Origin of the sequence: Bradyrhizobium commune, assembly GCF_015624505.1 — a bacterium.
Lineage (GTDB): Bacteria > Pseudomonadota > Alphaproteobacteria > Rhizobiales > Xanthobacteraceae > Bradyrhizobium > Bradyrhizobium commune.
Window position 1 is genome coordinate 4,296,564 of record NZ_CP061379.1, and the last position, 17,887, is coordinate 4,314,450.

The 17,887-nt window shown below is 62.7% G+C and carries 17 protein-coding genes and 1 pseudogene; 10 read left to right on the forward strand and 8 right to left on the reverse strand.

The genetic code is table 11. The annotated features are described in order from the left end of the window. Window positions 1-4 precede the first annotated feature (4 nt). Entirely contained in the window at window positions 5-595 is a 591-nt protein-coding gene (locus tag IC761_RS20270) for an NADPH-dependent FMN reductase (protein ID WP_195798412.1), read from the reverse strand. 52 nt (window positions 596-647) lie between these two features. Next, entirely contained in the window at window positions 648-1,595 is a 948-nt protein-coding gene (locus IC761_RS20275) for an AraC family transcriptional regulator (protein WP_195798413.1), read from the reverse strand. 302 nt (window positions 1,596-1,897) lie between these two features. On the opposite strand from IC761_RS20275, the gene IC761_RS20280 reads away from it, so the two are divergent. Genes IC761_RS20280 through IC761_RS20290 form a run of 3 tightly spaced genes read left to right on the forward strand, consistent with a single transcriptional unit; the run spans window position 1,898 to window position 4,505 of the window. Next, window positions 1,898-3,007: a DUF2336 domain-containing protein gene (locus IC761_RS20280; RefSeq protein WP_195804719.1), complete on the forward strand. Its 1,110-nt coding sequence runs from the start codon at window positions 1,898-1,900 to the stop codon at window positions 3,005-3,007. Then, window positions 3,004-3,333 carry a PilZ domain-containing protein gene (locus IC761_RS20285; protein WP_195798414.1) on the forward strand — a complete coding sequence of 110 codons (330 nt, stop codon included), beginning with the start codon at window positions 3,004-3,006 and terminating at the stop codon, window positions 3,331-3,333. Before IC761_RS20280 ends, IC761_RS20285 begins: the two co-directional genes overlap by 4 nt. A gap of 50 nt (window positions 3,334-3,383) precedes the next feature. Beyond that, complete coding sequence (locus IC761_RS20290; protein WP_195798415.1) at window positions 3,384-4,505, forward strand: HD-GYP domain-containing protein; 1,122 nt, start codon at window positions 3,384-3,386, stop codon at window positions 4,503-4,505. Between the two features lie 370 nt (window positions 4,506-4,875). On the opposite strand, the gene IC761_RS20295 is transcribed toward IC761_RS20290, so the two are convergent. Continuing rightward, complete coding sequence (locus tag IC761_RS20295) at window positions 4,876-5,553, reverse strand: nitroreductase (RefSeq protein WP_195798416.1); 678 nt, start codon at window positions 5,551-5,553, stop codon at window positions 4,876-4,878. Between the two features lie 102 nt (window positions 5,554-5,655). On the opposite strand from IC761_RS20295, the gene IC761_RS20300 reads away from it, so the two are divergent. The 4 genes from IC761_RS20300 to IC761_RS20315 all read left to right on the forward strand — a co-directional run bounded on the left by IC761_RS20300 (window position 5,656) and on the right by IC761_RS20315 (window position 9,138). Then, window positions 5,656-6,618: an alpha/beta hydrolase gene (locus tag IC761_RS20300; protein WP_195798417.1), complete on the forward strand. Its 963-nt coding sequence runs from the start codon at window positions 5,656-5,658 to the stop codon at window positions 6,616-6,618. 5 nt (window positions 6,619-6,623) lie between these two features. Then, on the forward strand, window positions 6,624-7,487 hold the full coding sequence (locus IC761_RS20305) for a dienelactone hydrolase family protein (RefSeq protein ID WP_246791284.1): 864 nt from the start codon (window positions 6,624-6,626) through the stop codon (window positions 7,485-7,487). Between the two features lie 94 nt (window positions 7,488-7,581). Then, window positions 7,582-7,830 (forward strand): hypothetical protein, encoded by a 249-nt coding sequence (locus IC761_RS20310; RefSeq protein ID WP_195798418.1) that lies wholly within the window; start codon window positions 7,582-7,584, stop codon window positions 7,828-7,830. Window positions 7,831-8,085: 255 nt separating this feature from the next. Further along, the gene (locus IC761_RS20315; RefSeq protein WP_246791285.1) at window positions 8,086-9,138 is read left to right on the forward strand and encodes a type II asparaginase; all 1,053 of its coding nucleotides are present in this window, start codon (window positions 8,086-8,088) and stop codon (window positions 9,136-9,138) included. Between the two features lie 6 nt (window positions 9,139-9,144). Here the strand turns inward: IC761_RS20315 and IC761_RS20320 are convergent, their stop codons facing one another. The 3 genes from IC761_RS20320 to IC761_RS20330 form a co-directional block, all read right to left on the reverse strand. Beyond that, complete coding sequence (locus tag IC761_RS20320; protein ID WP_195798420.1) at window positions 9,145-10,020, reverse strand: MBL fold metallo-hydrolase; 876 nt, start codon at window positions 10,018-10,020, stop codon at window positions 9,145-9,147. Window positions 10,021-10,330: 310 nt separating this feature from the next. After that, window positions 10,331-11,953 carry an ABC-F family ATP-binding cassette domain-containing protein gene (locus tag IC761_RS20325; protein ID WP_195798421.1) on the reverse strand — a complete coding sequence of 541 codons (1,623 nt, stop codon included), beginning with the start codon at window positions 11,951-11,953 and terminating at the stop codon, window positions 10,331-10,333. Window positions 11,954-12,162: 209 nt separating this feature from the next. Then, the gene (locus IC761_RS20330) at window positions 12,163-12,918 is read right to left on the reverse strand and encodes a transporter (RefSeq protein ID WP_246791286.1); all 756 of its coding nucleotides are present in this window, start codon (window positions 12,916-12,918) and stop codon (window positions 12,163-12,165) included. A 96-nt stretch (window positions 12,919-13,014) separates the two neighbouring features. Between IC761_RS20330 and IC761_RS20335 the strand changes: the two genes are divergently transcribed. From IC761_RS20335 to IC761_RS20345, 3 genes are read left to right on the forward strand one after another with little or no spacing between them, the layout of a single operon-like run. After that, window positions 13,015-13,980, forward strand: a complete 966-nt coding sequence (locus IC761_RS20335) for a MurR/RpiR family transcriptional regulator (protein ID WP_195798422.1) — start codon at window positions 13,015-13,017, stop codon at window positions 13,978-13,980. Further along, window positions 13,941-14,714, forward strand: a complete 774-nt coding sequence (locus IC761_RS20340) for a COG4705 family protein (protein ID WP_195798423.1) — start codon at window positions 13,941-13,943, stop codon at window positions 14,712-14,714. The genes IC761_RS20335 and IC761_RS20340 overlap by 40 nt, the downstream gene beginning before the upstream one ends. 23 nt (window positions 14,715-14,737) lie before the next feature. Continuing rightward, the gene (locus IC761_RS20345; RefSeq protein WP_195798424.1) at window positions 14,738-15,499 is read left to right on the forward strand and encodes a COG4705 family protein; all 762 of its coding nucleotides are present in this window, start codon (window positions 14,738-14,740) and stop codon (window positions 15,497-15,499) included. A 559-nt stretch (window positions 15,500-16,058) separates the two neighbouring features. Here the strand turns inward: IC761_RS20345 and fusA are convergent. Both fusA and cysK read right to left on the reverse strand, forming a co-directional pair. Then, window positions 16,059-16,316, reverse strand: a pseudogene (gene fusA / locus IC761_RS20350) (elongation factor G); the annotation flags it as partial. 284 nt (window positions 16,317-16,600) lie between these two features. Further along, complete coding sequence (gene cysK / locus IC761_RS20355; protein ID WP_195798425.1) at window positions 16,601-17,650, reverse strand: cysteine synthase A; 1,050 nt, start codon at window positions 17,648-17,650, stop codon at window positions 16,601-16,603. Window positions 17,651-17,887: the final 237 nt, after the last annotated feature.

Consider the following 17,887-nt stretch of genomic DNA (forward strand, 5'->3'; position numbering starts at 1 on the left):
AGGCTCAGTAAGGCGGCGCCTTGCGCGCCCGCTGCGCTTTCGCCGCCTCGATCCACCAGGTGAGATCCTCGGCAAAACGCGGAAAGGCGTGCTCCAGCGCCTTGCCGCCCTCGCCGATCGGCTCGCCCTCCGCCGACAGCGTCTGCCCGATCGGGCCGACGCCGATGGTGCTCGACACCACGACCATGCCCATCTCCGACAGCGTGCCGTGCCAGGCGGTCGAGGCCCGCGCGCCGGACAGGCGGCCGGCGGAATAGCTCACGATCGCGGCCGGACGCCAGAACCACTCCTCCAGGAAGTGGTCGGTGAGATTCTTCAATCCGGGCTGAATGCCCCAATTGTATTCGCCGGTGACGAAGACGAAACCGTCGGCGCCGCGGATCTGCCCCGCCAGCGTCTGCAGCGCCTCCGGCGCCGTGCCTTTGGGATATTCCTTGTACATGCGGTCGAGCATGGGCAGCCCGATCGCCTTGGCGTCGATGAAGGCGACGTCGTCGCCGCGTTGGCGCAGGCGATCGATGACAAAGTTCGCAAGGCGGATGCCCATGCGGTCGGATCGGTAGGAGCCGTAGAGGACGAGGATGCGATTGCTCATGACTGGCAGGCTAGCACGGAACGATGCCGCGGACCCAGTCGATTTGTCGCGTTTAGCGCGTGCGCCCGCGCTCCAGCGTTTCCGACGGCGCCTCCCCGAACTGGTCGCGATAGCTTCTGGAGAAATCGCTGAGATGCCAGAAACCGAAGGCCAGTGCGACGGCCTTCACGCTTTCGGCGCCCGCGAGCAGCTGCTGGCGGACCAGCCACAGCCGCCGCAGACGCAGGTAACGATGCAGGCTCATGCCGCGATAGCGGCGAACGACGTCGTGCATGGTGCGGACGGAGATGCCGAGCTTGCGCGCCATCTCCTCGCTGTAGATCGGCTGGGCGAGATCGTCGGACAGAAGTGCGCGGATATCCTGGAACAGCTTGAACTGCCGCTCGTCGTTCGGCCGCAGCGTCCATCGCGCGGGAACCAGATTGGCGAAGGCGGCATCGACCGCGGCGAACAGCGACTCCCTCATCGCGGCGGCCTTCAGTGGCACTTCAGCCGGGTCGATCGGCTCGGATGCGGCGGCCAGCACCTCCCGGACCACCTTCCGCAGCCAATGCAGCGCCAGCGTGCTGGTCTCGAAAATCTTGAAACTGGAATTCGTCACCGGCCAGCCGCGGTCTTTCACCTCCGGCCGAAACACGACCGAGGCGATTTGCCGCTGCACCTCCTCGATGGTGTTGTAGGCCGCGCCGCTGCTGCCGATGACGATGACCGCGCGATCGCGCTGCGCGCCGTTGAAGCGAATGGGAACTTCGAGATCGTCCATCGCAAACCCGACCGCGGTGCAATCCGCGACGAGCTGCGCATCCACGATGCGCGGAAACGCGCGCGTGACATTCACGTCGCAGCCGGGCAATCGCAAAATGATTTGCTCAGTCGCAATCCTTCGCACGAACGGCGTGAACTCGATGTTCAAGCCGCGGATGGAACTGCGAAACGCGTCGACGTCTGAAAAGCGAAATATCTGTGGCGCCAGCTGCGGCGCATCATCATCACTGGTCATGGCAATATGAAAACAGCGTCGAGAAACGACGCGCGTCCGGTGACAGCACCGGCCTGATTTCCCCCCTTTCGGTTATCCCGTTACACCGAAGGAATCATCCAAATGTCTCTCGATCAGTTGGCGAGGATCGCATTCAAAGGACAAGGCGGCGGATAAAGTCCTGCCAAATTTCGATAACGTTTCAGATGACACAGACGGTGCACTGATACCCGCCCGCTCAAAGTCTATAATCCAAATTAACAACTTTGGAGCGAAATGAAGCCCGTTCATTAGTCGTAGTATTTTTGAGTTCAGGCCCTGCCATGATGGCAAATTCGCCTGCCGATATTCTGGTCGAGTTGGAAGACGCGGTCGCAGCCTGCCCGCCGGATCGTTGTGCCCGTATCCTCTCAGACATCGTGCATCTGCTCGCAACCGGCCGCGAGCGGCCTCAGGAATTGCTTGTCAACGTGGTCGACGGCGTGTTGCTGCGCCTGATGGTCCGGGTCGCGCCGAGTGCGATGGTGCAGCTCAGCGAGACGCTTGCCGAACTGAATGTTGCGCCGCAAGACACGTTACGGCATCTGGCATCCCACGAAGATCCGGACGTGGCGTGTCCGGTCCTGCGGAAATCACAGGCCCTGTCCATCGCCCATCTCGCGACAATCGCGACATCGTGCGACGAGACGCAACAGCTGGCGATCGCCGCCCGAGACAGGGTCGAGGCGGCCGTGGCCGAGGCCCTGCTCAAGCGCGGCAACCGCACGCTCACTCTTGCTTTGATCAAGAACCCGGGAACCAGGTTCTCCGATGCGGCCTATGCGTTGCTGCTCGAGACCGGCGCAGCGGATGACGAGATCACCAAGGCGCTGGCGCTCAGGCCCGGCACACCTGACATCGTCCTGCGCAAGCTTCTCTCCGCCTCGCCCGCGGAAAAGCCCCTTTCCAAGCCCCCCGCCAAGCCCAGCGCCTCTGCCGCGCCCCCGGCGCCGATTGCGCCAAAGCGGCCGGGCCCGGACGACTATGCGAGCGCAAGGCCGGAGATCGTTGCGCTCAACCGTGTCGGCAAGCTCAACGATTCCACGGTGAACCGCTTCGCGATCCGCGGCGAGACCGCCAATCTCTTCACGGCGCTGTCGGTGCTTTCAGGCGCACCGATCGAGATCGTCGAGCACGTGATGAATGACGACGACTGCGAGGGCCTGGTGATGGCCTGCCGGGCTTCGCGACTGAACTGGACCACCACGCTTGCGATCCTGAGCAATCGCTGCGGCACACGACTTTCCTTCACTGAGCGCGAACGCGCGCAACACATCTTCGAGACACTTCTTCTGTCGACCAGCCAATGGACAGTGCGCTGGGGGGAGATCGCAGCAGGCGCCAGCACAAGCGATACGGGAAATCGCGGCGCGAAAATGGGGGTTAGCCGATGAAGTTCGACGGTCGCAAAGCATCGCGCGTGAAGATGGATCACAAGCAGCCCGTCAATCTGATGGGCTCGGATGGCACCTGGCGACGCAGCTGCGTCCTGCTGGACGTCTCGCAAAGCGGCGCCAAGATCGAGGTCGAGGGCACGCTCGACGTGCTCCAGGCCAAGGAATTCTTCCTGTTGCTGTCCTCGACCGGTCTCGCCTACCGGCGCTGCGAGCTCGTGTGGATCGACGGCACCATGGCTGGCGTCCACTTCATCACCGCGGACGCCAAGAAGAAACCGGCAAGCGCGCCGGCGGCTGCGCTGACTTCCACCCAGGGCAAATAGGCTCGACGCTCATCAATCTCATTCAACTCCGGTAAAGTTCAGAACCGTCGGTGCAGAACGCGCGCCCCATATCCAGCCCTGTCAAAGGCGACAGCGGCACACGAGCGGCGGAAGCGGCACGCCCTTTCGTGCATGTGCTGGCCGATTCCTCCGACAAATTGTCCGGCATCTGCTCGATCCTCGAACAGCAATTTACCGTCGCAGGCGAACGGCTCGACGCGGAAGCCAAGCTGTCGCAAGTGCCGTTCGCCGTCGTCATCCGGGCGGAGCTGCGTGACACCGGCAACATCGCTGCGATCAAGCGGAGGGCCGGCAAGCTCGCAAAGGCCACCAAGCGCATCTTCCTGGTCGAGCACTCCTCTCACGTCTGTATCTCGCAGGCCCACGCGCTCGGGGCGACGCTCGTCCTTCCCGGCACCATGAACAAGATCAAGCTGCTCGCGGCGCTGGCTGATCCGGCCGAGCAGGAAACGACTTCGCCAAATGGTTCGCCGCAGCCGGACAACGCGGTCGAGGCCGCCGCAACCGCCATCGCATCGATGTTCACGGCCGTCACGCTTGGCGGCCCCCTCGACGTCGATGGCACCAAGGAAGCCGGCCGGCAGATCGCCGATCGCATCACCGAGCACGGTCTGACCGAATGGCTCACGACGGTGCGCCGCCATCACGAGGGAACTTACCAGCACTGCCTGCTCGTGACCGGCGTCGCGATCGACTTCGGCCTGAGCCTTGGCGTCGGACGGACCGATCTGGAGCGGCTCTATACGGCGGCCATGTTCCACGACATCGGGAAGGCCCAGATCCCGCTTGCGATCCTGGACAAGCCCGGCCGACTCGATCCCGACGAACGCGCCATGATCGAGACGCACCCGGCGGCAGGTTACGAGTTCCTGAAGGACCAAGACAAGATCACGCCCGAGATTCTCGATGCCGTCCGGCATCACCACGAATATCTCGACGGCAGCGGCTATCCGGACGCGCTGTGCGGGGAGACCATCAATGACATCGTGCGCATTCTGACGATCTCGGACATCTTCGCCGCGCTGATCGAGCACCGTCACTACAAGCCGACGATGCCGCGCATCGAGGCCTACAACATTCTCTGCGGGATGAACGGAAAGCTGGAAAAGGCGCTGGTCGACACGTTCAAGCAGGTCGCGCTCTCCAGGTGAGCGCGCCGGCGAACAACAAACGCGCCGCGCCTGAATTCAGTGCGTCGCACGGTATTTGATGCGGCGCGGAATTGACCGGCACGCCAAGCCTTCCGCAAGCGTCTTCATGTCCTCGCGTCTGCCGCTGCGGACAAGCCTGCTGAACTCTTCAGGACTGAAGGGAAGACTCGGATCGTCATCAATCGGGCGCCGCACCCGCGGGCCGAACAACCGTCGAACCAGGCTAGCCAGCCGCCGCATATCGATTCCCTCGCGCCAGCAACAAACCTTTCAGTCCGCATATTGTTCCTCCTGCACGGCGAAGATTGCAAGAGGCTGCAAGGAGTGCGCACGAAAAATTTCGTGAGGGAATAATCTCCTCCGCGTCACCTCAATCGGCAAAGCCGACGAAGCGGACGAACTCCTCATTATGTTCGCGATCGGAACGAACGGCATTCGCGGCAAAATTGTCGTCGGGATAGCCGAGCGCAACGCAGGTCATGATGACCTCGTCTTCGGGAATCCTGGCGACCTCGCGCACGATGTCGGAGCGCATGATGCCCTGCCCGTTGATCACCGAGCCGAGGCCGCGGTCCCAGGCCGCGAGCACGATGCCGTAGCAGAGCGCGCCGAGATCGAAATGACAGACCGCGCCGGGATCGAGCACGCGGTCATAGGTCAGGACCAGCGAGACCGGCGCGTCGAACTGGCGGAAGCCACGCAAGACCCAGTCCTGCCGCATCGGCTTGTCGTCGCGCGCGATCCCCATCGCCCCGAACAGCTTCTTGGCGATGTCGACCTGACGCGTGCGGTGGATGCCCTGATATTCGCCATGGCTGACGATGTCGCGCTTGACCTTGGCGCCGGCCGCCATCTCGTCCATGTTGCGGCGACGCACCTCTTCGAGCGGGTGGCCGGTGAGCACATGGATGTGCCAGGGCTGCGTGTTCATCGACGATGGCGCACGCTTGGCGCTGTCGATGATCGCCGCGATCACCGCGCGCGGCACCGGCTCGTTCTTGAACCCGCGCACACTGCGGCGCGACTGGACCAGCGTTTCGAATTCCACCTTCCGACCTCCCTGCGCATACCCGTCCGGCGGTTGCCGATGCGGCGCGCGAAATCTATGCTAAGGCGCAAGCAAGACCAAGACCGTGTGAGGACCTGAAAAATGCCTGCACCGCTCGATCCCGTCATCGCCCAGATCATTCCGCTGCTGCCGCTGCGCGATCCCGCGACGATGACGCCACAGAGCGCCCGCGATTCCCTGCGCGCACTGGCCGCGGCGCGGGCGGCGGTGCCGCCCCCGCCGGTCGATGCCGCGCAGGACATCAAGGTGAAAGGCGGCGCCGGCTCGCTCAACGCGCGCGTCTACAGGATCGGAGCCGCGCCCGCGCCGACTGTGGTGTTCTTCCACGGCGGCGGCTGGGTCGCGGGCGACCTCGACACCCACGACCGGCAGGCGCGGTGGCTTGCGATCGAGACCGGCGCCGTCGTCGTCTCCGTCGACTACCGGCGGCCGCCGGAGACGCGCTTTCCGGGCGCTTTCGAGGATGCCTTCGCAGCTAGCAGCGACATCTTCAACCGCGTCGCGGAATTCGGCGGCGACACTCAGCGCCTCGGCGTGGCCGGCGACAGCGCCGGCGGCAATCTGGCGGCGGCGACCGCGATTGCCTGCCGCGACGCCGGCATCAAGCTCGCCGCGCAATTGCTGGTCTATCCCGTGACCGACGTCGTCGGCCGCTATGCCGACCCGCGGGAGAACGCACGCTATCCGTCACGCACCGACAACGCCGACGGCTACTTCCTGTCCCGCGCCGTGATGGAATGGTTTGCCGGACATTATCTCGCCGATCCCGGCCAGGCAGCCGACTGGCGGGTCTCGCCGCTGCGTGCGGCATCGCTGTCCGGCCTCGCGCCCGCGATCGTGACCACCGCCTGGTTTGATCCGTTGCGCGACGAAGGCGCGGCCTATGCGCGGGCGCTGGAGGCGGCTGGCGTGCGGGTCAAGCACCATGAGGGCGCCGGCCTGATCCACGGCTATTTCGGCCTCGGCGAAGCTTCCGAGGTCGCCCGTGCCGAGGCGCAGCGGGCCCGCACCGATTTCAAGGCGCTGCTTGTGCGTGGGATCTGATCAAATTGCTGATCCGCATCCTCGTCGCATTGATCCCGATGCTGCTGATGGCCGCAGGCGCCTCGGCCACACCACGGACCGTCACGTTTGGCAGCGCCGACGGCCGCACGATGGTGGTCGGCTATCTCTTTCAGCCCGCCACGCCCGGCCCTTGGCCGGCCGTCGTCATGCTGCACGGCCGCGGCGGACCGTATTCCAGCAACGACAACGCCGATTGCACCTTTGTCGGCGCCGGCACGACGTCAGCCTGCAACGCCACCACCCTGTCGAAACGCCATATGATGTGGGGCGAATATTGGTCGGCGCGCGGCTACCTCGCGCTGCTGCCGGACAGCTTTGGCCCGCGCGGCAAGGCGCATGGCTTCGGCCGCTTCACCCATGACGACCCCGATCGTGCCGACGTCAACGAGATGACCGTGCGCCCGCTCGATGCCGAAGGCGCCCTCCTTTATCTGCGCGGCCGAGGCGACATCATCCTCTGGCAGATCTTTCTCCAGGGCTGGTCCAATGGCGGCAGCACCGCGCTGAACGTGATGATCCGGCAAGGCAACGCGGCGGGCTATCGCGGCGCACTCGTGTTCTATCCCGGATGCGGACAGATGGCGTTGCTCGCGCCGACCATCTCCACTGTCGCTCCGATTGCCCTGTTCCTCGGCTCCGACGACGAAGAGGTGTCGCCGCTGATCTGCCAGCACGTGGCCGAGCGGTCGCAGCAGGCGGGGACCCGGATCGACGTCATCCTCTATTCCGGCGCGACCCATGATTTCGACGAGCCTTCGTCCCGGCGGCAGTCGACGCCAGGGAATCAGGCCGCCATGGACGACGCGCTGGTCAAGGCTGCTGGCATCCTCGACAGCTGGAAAAATTGAAACGCGGACCGGACGCAGCGCGCCGATCCTGCTTGATTGCGCCATGATTCCGGGCTCCAATTCGAAAGCCATCTTTTGGTTTAGGGAGACACCCATGATGAAGCGGATTTTTCTGGCTGCGATCGTTGCCACCTTTGCAGCAGGCTCGGCCCTTGCAGACGACACCTGCGAGAGCAAGGCCGTCGGCAAGGACGGCAAGGCCTTGGCCGGCGCCGCCAAGACCTCGTTCATGAAGAAGTGCAAGGAAGACGCCTGCACGCCGAAGGCCGTCGGCTCCGATGGCAAGCCGCTCGCCGGCGCCGCCAAGAACAGCTTTATGAAGAAGTGCGAAGTCAGCGCGTAAGGCGCGCAAATTCGCTACTTTCTTTCATGAGCGATCAACATACGAACGTCGTCATGGCCGGGCTTGTCCCGGCCATCCACGTTCTGTGCGCTCGCGCCCAAACAAGATCATGCGAAAGCGTTGTCACCCTAGACAGAAGCCGTCGGCTGACGGATCATGCAGTGCTGAGCGAACTGGGGGCACGTCGACGAGGCTTTCTAGCAAAGGGTGGTCAAGATGTTGCAGTTTCGAGTGCGTGATCAGATCGTGGCGACAATGAGCTTGCTTGTCGCGCTGATCATCAGTTTTGACGTCGCGCATGCAAGGGGCCCTGGTCTGCCCAACGTCATGGTGCTGGCGACCGGTGGCACCATCGCCGGCTCCGGAGCGAGCAGCACCACCGTGGTCGGTTACACCGCAGCCACGGTGGGCATCGAGACCCTGCTCAACGCCGTCCCCGAACTGAAAACGGTGGCCAACGTCAAGGGCGAGCAGGTTTTCCAGATCGCCAGCGAGAACATGAACAATGACTACTGGCTCAAGCTTGCGAAGCGCGTCAACACGCTGCTCGCGCAGGACGACGTCGATGGGATCGTCATCACCCACGGGACCGATACGATCGAGGAAACCAGCTATTTCCTGGACCTGGTGGTCAAGAGCAAAAAGCCTGTCGTCGTCGTGGGCGCGATGCGGCCGTCGACGGCGATCAGCGCGGATGGGCCGATCAACCTCTTCAACGCGGTGATCCTCGCAGGCAGCGACGAGGCGATCGGCAAGGGTGTGCTCGTTGCGCTCAACGATCAGATCAACGCCGCGCGCGACGTCACCAAGAACAACACCTCGACGGCGGACACCTTCCGCACGCCGGAACTCGGCTTTCTCGGTTACATGCAGGGCAACAAGCCGTACTTCTATCGCCAATCGACCCGCCGGCACACGGCGGACTCCGAATTCGACGTCTCCAGCCTCGATGTCCTGCCGCGAGTCGATATCGTCTACGGCTACGCCAACATGGACCGGGTCCCGATCGATGCGTTTGTCGCTGCCGGCGCCAAGGGGATCGTGCATGCCGGCACGGGCGACGGCAGCCTGGCCCGGCCTGCGGTCGAGCCGGCGCTCGACGAGGCGCACAAGAAGGGTGTCGTGATCGTTCGCAGCAGCCGGGTCGGCAACGGCATCGTCGCGCGCAACGGGGAGGCCAAGGACGACGAGCACGACTTCGTCGTCTCGGATACGCTCAATCCCCAGAAGGCGCGCATCTTGCTGATGCTGGCGCTGACCAAGACGACCGACACCAAGGAGATCCAGCGGATGTTCTACACTTATTAGGTCGCGCTACTCCCGCTTGAAGCGGTAATCGAAGGCGGCGCCGAACGGCTTGATCAATCCAACCGTCGGCGCCGGAAAGTGGATCGGCAGGATCAGCGTGTCGGTGTCGGCGACGGAAGCGAAGAACTTTCGCCGCGACACCGCCGATTGCTTCGCATCCCAATCCGGCTTCGCCGACCAGTCCGGCTCGCGGCACTGGATCTGGTGATGCATGAGGTCGCCGGCAACGACTGCGCGTTGCCCCTTCGAGAAAATGTTGACGCAACAATGGCAGGGCGAATGCCCCGGCGTCGGCGTCAACGTGACGGTGTCGTCGAGCGCGTAATCATCATCGACCAATAGCGCCTGCCCCGCCTCGACGATCGGGAGGCAATTGTCGCGAAACACCGTTCCGGGCGGATTGTTGCCCTTGGCATTCTCCGCCTCCCACGCCGCGTACTCGCCCTTGTGGAAGACATATTTCGCGTTCGGGAATGTCGGCACCCAGCGGCCATCGCGCAAGGTGGTGTTCCAGCCGGTGTGGTCGATATGCAGATGCGTGCAGAACACGTAGTCGATCTGCTCGAAGCCGAAGCCGAGCGCAAATAATTCCTTGCGCCAGCGCTCCTTGCCGGGAAAATCGAACGGCGGCGGATGGCCCTTGTCCTCACCGGTGCAGGTATCGACCAGGATGGTGTAGCGCGGCGTCCGCACCACGAAGGTCTGGTAGGTGATGACCATCATGCCGCGCGCGGCGTCGAACACCTCCGGCTCCATCGTCGGCAGATGTTGCCTGAACACGCCCTCATCATAGGCCGGGAAGAAATCCTGCGGCCGCCGCCACGGTCCGTCCCGCTCGATCACCGCATCGATGGTGATGTCGCCGATCCGAAGCTGCTTCATGGTCGTTCGCTCCCGTTTTGAAACGGAGCGTAACGGGACTGACCAACACGTTCAAGCGAGCGAATACATTGCAAATCTCTCGATCTGGTTGTAGCCCGGATGGAGCGGAAGCGTAATCCGGGGCCGGACCAACCACATCGCTCGACGGTCCGTGTTGCGCGAAACTTGGATTGCGCTTCGCTCCATCCAGGCTACGAAATTGACACCCTGTAGCGCGGATGTAGCGCAGCGTAATCCGGGGCCGGACCATCCTCACCGCCAAACTGCCCCGTATGGAACGAAACCCGGATTGCGCTTCGCTCCATCCGGGCTACGACCTCAACCCCGGAGCCTCCTGCCCGGTCCGCGCGACATATTCCGTGTAGCCGCCGCCATATTGGTGGATGCCCTCGGGCGTCAGCTCCAGCACGCGGTTCGACAGCGTCGCCAAAAAGTGCCGGTCGTGCGAGACGAACAGCATGGTGCCTTCGAAATCCGACAGCGCATTGATCAGCATTTCCTTGGTGGCGAGGTCGAGATGGTTGGTCGGCTCGTCCAGCACCAGAAAGTTCGGGGGGTCGAACAGCATCTTGGCCATCACCAGCCGCGCCTTCTCGCCGCCCGAGAGCACGCGGCAGCGCTTCTCGACGTCGTCGCCGGAGAAGCCGAAGCAGCCGGCGAGCGCGCGCAAGCTACCCTGCCCCGCGGTCGGAAACTGGTCTTCCAGCGACTGGAACACGGTGCGCTCGCCGTCGAGCAGATCCATCGCGTGCTGGGCGAAATAGCCCATCTTGACACTGCCACCGAGGGCCACGGTGCCCTCGTCCGGCTCGCTCGCGCCGGCGACAAGCTTGAGCAGCGTCGACTTGCCGGCGCCGTTGACGCCCATCACGCACCAGCGCTCCCGGCGGCGGATCATGAAATCGAGCCCGTCATAGATGCGCTTGCTGCCATAGCCCTTGAAGACCTTCTTCAAGGCGACGACGTCCTCGCCCGAGCGCGGTGCCGGCAGAAAATCGAACGCGACGGTCTGGCGGCGGCGCGGCGGTTCGACCCGCTCGATCTTGTCGAGCTTCTTCACCCGGCTCTGCACTTGCGCCGCATGAGATGCGCGCGCCTTGAAGCGCTCGATGAACTTGATCTCCTTGGCGAGCATCGCCTGCTGGCGCTCGAACTGCGCCTGCTGCTGCTTCTCGTTCAGCGCGCGCTGCTGCTCGTAGAACTCGTAATTGCCGGTGTAGGTCGTCAGCGAGCCGGAATCGATCTCGACCACCTTGGAGATGACGCGGTTGATGAACTCACGGTCATGCGAGGTCATCAACAGCGTGCCTTCATAATCGTGCAAGAATTTTTCCAGCCAGATCAGGCTTTCGAGATCGAGATGGTTGCTCGGCTCGTCCAGCAGCATGACGTCGGGGCGCATCAAAAGAATCCGCGCCAGCGCCACGCGCATCTTCCAGCCGCCGGAGAGCTTGCCGACGTCGCCGTCCATCATCTCCTGGCTGAAGCCGAGGCCCGACAGCGCTTCGCGCGCACGACCATCCAACGCATAGCCGTCGAGCTCCTCGAAGGCGTGCTGCACCTCGCCATAGCGCGCGATGATCTCGTCCATCTGGTCGGCTTTATCAGGGTCGGCCATCGCGGCCTCGAGCTCACGCAGCTCGGCCGCGACCTCGCTGACGGGACCGGCGCCATTCATCACCTCGGCCACGGCGCTGTGGCCTGACATCTCGCCGACGTCCTGGTTGAAATAGCCGATCGTGATGCCGCGATCGGTCGACACCTGCCCCTCGTCGGGCAGCTCCTCGCCGGCGATCATCCGGAACAGGGTGGTTTTTCCGGCGCCGTTCGGGCCGACCAGCCCGATCTTCTCGCCCTTGTTGAGGGCGGCGGAGGCTTCGATGAACAGGATCTGGTGGCCGGCTTGCTTGCTGACGTTGTCGAGGCGGATCATGGGGTCTTTTGGGGGGATTTTTGCGTTGCAGCGTAATAAGCCATGCGGGCCGCCAAAGGAAGCCCGGCGCGGTACGGGTTTCGCGCCCTCCTGACAAATCCTTAGCAATTTTCGGCCAGAAACGTGGGTGGCGCGTCCAACAATCTCTCAAGCCTCTTTGGATTCGGCCGGGCCGGCCCACCACCATCGGGGCCACGTTGATGGCCTGCTCAGAAGGTGAAGAGCACGGACGCATACCAGGAGTAGCGGCCGGTATCGTCCGTGTTTTCGATGCTCCGCCTGATGTAGCCAAGCAGATGGTAGTTGTCGGTTACGTCGTAGCGCCACCCCAAACCAAGGCTCGTCGTGGCAGGCGTTCCCTGGGAATCCGCGGTTTGATGGAAGAGCTCGCCCCCGATCTGAAGCTTAGGGAGCACCTGATAGGTCAGCACGGCGCCGGCTTGACAGAAATTCGCAGCGCGGATTTCGTTGAAGGTGCAGCCGCCTCCGCCGAAAGCGGACCACTGCTTGCCGAAATCCTTCTGCACCCATATCGGCAGCAGCAATGATGCGTGATTGTCTCCGATGGCCCCCGACCCGCTGGGCAGGAATACGCGCGGAAACACGCTGACGTCGAGGCCGAACGTATCCTGATGTAAGAAGCGATACTTGGCTGCAAGCTCGACGTTGCCGAGCCCAACGCGCGTCCCCCCGCCGCCAGTGTCGTTGTAACCTGCCGGCAATGTTGCAGTGAGTTGAAGATCCCGAGCCGCGCCGTAATTGAAGTCTATTCCGGTCTCGCCCGCCGTACCCGCGCGCGTATTGGTGCCGTTATTGAACGTGTAGATCTCGAAATGGCCGGTGTCGGTCGGTTCGGGGTCGTCGGATACGAAAGGCGGGCCCGCCGCAGCCGGTCGAGCGAGCAGCGCCAGCAGCGCACCGGCTGAAATCAACCAAGCTGGCCAATGCGCGCGCTGTTTCACCATTTGCTACACGACCTTTTGGCTTGCGTCTCCGCCTTGCGGCTCCGTAGTGTATGCTACATCAGTCCACGCCAAGTGCAATTTACTACAGCCGGAAGCATGATCGACAGGGCCGGAACCGGCGCACAACCCAGTGAACTTGATCGCAGGCTTGCCGAAGCAAGGCAGCAGCTTGCCGCCACAGGATTGCGCGTCGCCAACTTCATCGACGAGAATAGGCAAGTCGTTCTAGCGAGTTCCGCAGCCGCGCTGGGCGCAAGAATCGGCACCTCGGACGCGACGGTGCTTCGCACGATTCAGAGGCTGGGCTTTCCGAGTCTGGCCGATCTCAAATCTGAGATCCTGAAGTCGGGAGCGAGTTCGACGCCGGCGGACGACATGCGGCGCAGCTTGATCGACCTCGGGAAGACAACGGGCGAGGCGCTGGACGACATCCTCGATGCTCATACCGACGGCCTTGCCGTCCTGCGCTCGGCGAAATGTCGGGCTCAAATCGCCGCCGCAGTTCCAATACTCGATGCCGCCGCGCGCATCTGCGTGTTCGGCATCGGTCCATCGTCCGCACTTGCTGCTTATGTCTCGATTTTGCTTGCCCGCAGTGGCCGTCGTACACGCACGATCAACGCGACCGGTTCCATGCTCGCCGATCAGCTGCTGGATCTTCGCTCGGGCGATGCTCTCCTGATCCTCGCTTATGGCCGGCTCTATCGCGAGGTGAAAGCAGTATTCGCCGAAGCAAGAGCGCTCGATCTCCGGACCGTATTGATCACGGAAGCGGCCGACGCGCCGCTTTCGAAACTGGCGGACGCCTGCGTGGCGATCCCGCGCGGCCGCCCTGGCCGGATCGCACTGCACGGCGCGACTCTCGTCGGGCTCGAAGCACTGGTGTTCTCGCTCGTCGCTGCAAATCCGGACGCGGCACTCGCCTCCCTCGACAAGCTCAATCGACTGAGGCGCGCGACCGAAGCACGGGGCAGAGTTGAAAAGCCCAAGGGCAAGGAAGAAGGCAAGAGAAGGAGCCCCGGATGGATGACGGCGTCGAAACGAGCAAGGTTCCGGAAGTAACCCTGATCTTCTGGATCATCAAGATTTTGGCAACGACGCTGGGCGAAACGGGCGGCGACGCCGTGTCGATGTCCATGAATCTCGGATATGCAGTGAGTAGCGCGATCTTCATCGGCCTCTTTTTGATCGCGGTGGCCGCCCAGATCCTGGCGCGGAAATTCCATCCCTTCCTCTATTGGTTCGTCGTTGTTGCCACGACGACGGCCGGCACGACCATGGCCGATCTCGCGGACCGTTCGCTCGGCATCGGCTATCCGGGCGGATCGTCGCTGCTCTTCGCGCTGCTGATGGCCTCCCTTTTCGTCTGGTACCGCTCGGAAGGATCGATCTCGGTCAACACCGTTTCGAATCCCCGTGTGGAGTCCTTCTACTGGGTCTCGATCCTGTTCTCGCAGACGCTCGGCACCGCGCTCGGCGACTGGATGGCGGACACCAATGGTCTCGGTTACGAAGGTGGTGCCCTCGTGTTCGGCGTCGGGCTCGCCGTAATCGCAGCGGCCTACTATTTCACCTCCGCCTCGCGAACCGCGTTGTTCTGGGCCGCCTTCATTCTGACCCGACCGCTGGGCGCGACCCTCGGCGATCTGCTCGACAAGCCGTTGGCCAACGGCGGACTTGCGTTCAGCCGGTACTATGCCTCGGCGATCCTCGCGGCGCTCATCATTGCCTGCGTGGCCTTGCTCCCACAGCGCGCCGGCACCCATCCGGCTCAGCCCGAACGGAGCCGGATCTGACCGACCACTGACAGGACAAATTGATGAAACCGAACCACCTCCCCACATTGGGGCCCCGCTATTGGACTGCGCTCTGCGTCGCCAGCGTCTTCGGGGCCAACATGGGCGACTTCTTCGCTCATAACCTCGGCCTCGGGCACGTCGGCGGGCTGCCGCACCTTGCCGCCGCGCTCGCCGTCATCATGGTGGCCGAACGCTTCGATGAAATCCGGCACCAAGCCTATTATTGGACAGCCATCATTATCGTCCGGACGGCCGCGACCAATTTCGCCGACTTCACCGCGGGCGATCTGAAATTGCCGCGTGTTTGGGTCATGGTAACACTGGCAATCTTTCTGGCCGCCGCGGTCTGGTCAAGTTGGCGGTTCGCCTGGCGGCACCTGACCGGCAAGACAGACGAGGTGCTCCGCGCGGACATCGGCTACTGGGTATGCATGTTCCTCGCTGGGACGCTCGGCACCGAGATCGGGGACTACTGCTCGCACAATCTGAAACTGGACGACGGCGGCGCGGCAATATTGCTGTCTCCAATGGTCGTTCTGCTGTTCGTCGTTGGTAGAGGGGGACGGCTCCTGCTGCTGCCGGTATATTGGACCATGGTGGTCATGATCAGGGCTGCAGGGACAGCAGTAGGAGACTATTTGAGCAGTCGTCACATGCTTGGGCTGCCGCTGAGCACCACTGCCACCGGGATCGCGTTCGTTGCTGTGCTAATGGTCTTGAAGGATGGGTCGAGGTCGGACACATCGTCGAGCGCCGGCGAAACCGTGAGCGAGCGAGCCTGACCATGGCGCAACGTCACTAAACCTCGCGCTCGTCCACGGTGCGCCGATGAACTTGAAGACGCGGGTCACGCCGCGAGGTTCGGAAACGCCGGGACGCGGCGTCGAAATATTGGGGTTACGCGGTCCAATACATTAAATTACTGGCCGTCGCCATCCTGCGGGCTGCAGCGTCGGTCAACGCTCGGCGAACACCGCCAGTTGAGTGCACTGTCACCGTAATCCCGGCTGGCGGTCCCGGTCGTCGACGGCCCGGCCCTCGCCTCGTCATCCAACGCCTCCGGCGTCCTGATCCGCGGTATCCGGGCCGCCGATCTCACTCAGCTTCCCGCGATCTCCGGCCGCATCAAGTACGGGTCGCTTGATTATTCGGATTCTGATGCTCGTGCCACACTCTTGAAAGCCCTAAGCTCCATAGTCGGCGGGGTCTTTCGATGCCTTGTCGCTCGCACCGGACCTCTAACGGTCTCTGGCCCGACGTCAGCTTTATGATGCAAATTGGAAGCCGCACTTCCAATCAAGGCTATTCTGGCGCGATACCAGTTAGCCGGAATTCGATGGCTTAAGCGTCATTTGATGGCTTCGGCGTCGTCGCATAGTGATCGAAACCCATCGTGAAAGTTGCACGCCCTCGGCTCATAGAGCGCAGGCTATCCGCGTAGCCGAACATGTTCTTGAGCGGCACCATCGCGGTGATGACGTTGGCGCTGCCGCGCTTGTCTTGGCCCCGAATCTGGCCGTGCCGCGAATTCAGGTCACCGATAACCGAGCCCGTGCAGTCTTCCGGGGTCACCACTTCGATCTTCATGATCGGTTCAACGCTCAAAATTCACTCCGCGTTTGAACTGGGCCAGCTTGAATTCAACCCAAGGTTAACACTGTTACCCCGAACGGTCTAGCGTGGTCCGCTTCCGGCCCAAAGCCAACGCTCAAACGTATCGGCTTTAAGTCGCCTTCCGACAGCAAGCCGACCCAACGAACTTGTAAGCGACTCCCTAAGCCAGCCGCATGAGCTTCAACGATGCCGCCGGTCGCAGACTGCGCATTACGGCATTACGGTGCCAGTGCACTAAATTATTTGCCCGTGCAGGATCGTTTCTGCAACTACAGCTTGAACTGAGCCGTCGGTGTGGAGCGGGATATCTTGAGCTCTTCCTCGTTCATGTCGGCGGAGACATCGGCGAAGAGTGGCGTGCTGAGATAGCGCTCGCCGGTGTCCGGCAGCATGCAAAGAATATTTGCGCCCTTCTCTGCCTGGGCTGCGATCTTGAGCGCGCCTGCCATGGTTGCGCCTGACGTGATGCCGACAAATATGCCCTCCTTGATCGCAAGCTCCTTGCTGCATCGGAGAGCATCGGCGCCGGCGATCGGCAAAATCCGGTCGATGACCTTCATCATCACGGCGTCTCCCGTCAGCTTCGGAATGAAATCAGGTGTCCAGCCCTGCATTGGATGGGGCTTGAATTCCGGATGTGGCGCAGCCGGCGTGCCATTCGGATTACGCTGCTGCTCGACGCCGCTGCCCAGGAGCTGCGCGTCCTCGGGTTCGCAGACGATGATCTTGGTTTCGGGACGCTGCTTGGCGAGCACTTGGGCAACGCCCTTCAGCGTGCCGCCGGTTCCGTAACCCGTGACCCAATAGTCCAGTCGTTCTCCGGCGAAATCGTCCAGGATCTCGAGCGCCGTGGTCCTGGAGTGGAAGTCGGGATTGGCCTCGTTCTCGAATTGCCGCGTCATGAACCAGCCGTGTGTCCTGGCAAGCTCGATCGTCTTGTTGATCATTCCGACGGCCCGATCGGCAGCGGGCGTCACGACAACCTTCGCGCCCAGGAAACGCATGAGCTTGCGGCGTTCGACACTGAAGGGCTCGGCCATTGTGACCACCAGCGGGTACCCCTTGGCGGCGCAAACCATCGCAAGACCAATTCCCGTGTTACCGCTGGTGGCCTCTATCACGGTTTGGCCACGTTTCAGCTCCCCCGATTTCTCCGCGGCTTCGATCACACCAAGTGCCAGCCGATCCTTCACCGAGCCGAGCGGATTGAAGGCCTCGATTTTGACGAACAAATTGACGTCCGGGGGAGCGAGACGATTGATCCGCACGACGGGTGTATGGCCGACCGTTTCAAGAATGCTTTGATATCTGTGGCCCATGGGAGTGCCTCCGGTGTCGTATTCATTTTGGGAAAAGAAATATAAAATGGGCGTTGGCTAGCCGGCGAAGCATACCCGAATTGAACCTTCCGGCAATCGGGCAGAACTGGCATATGGCCGATGTCGGGGACATCCGATCCGGGGGCAGGCATTGATGGATCGGCCGCGACGACACGGCCAGACCAAGTCTCACTGATCACGCACTAGATTTCGGAAATTGGAATAATCAACCTGAAC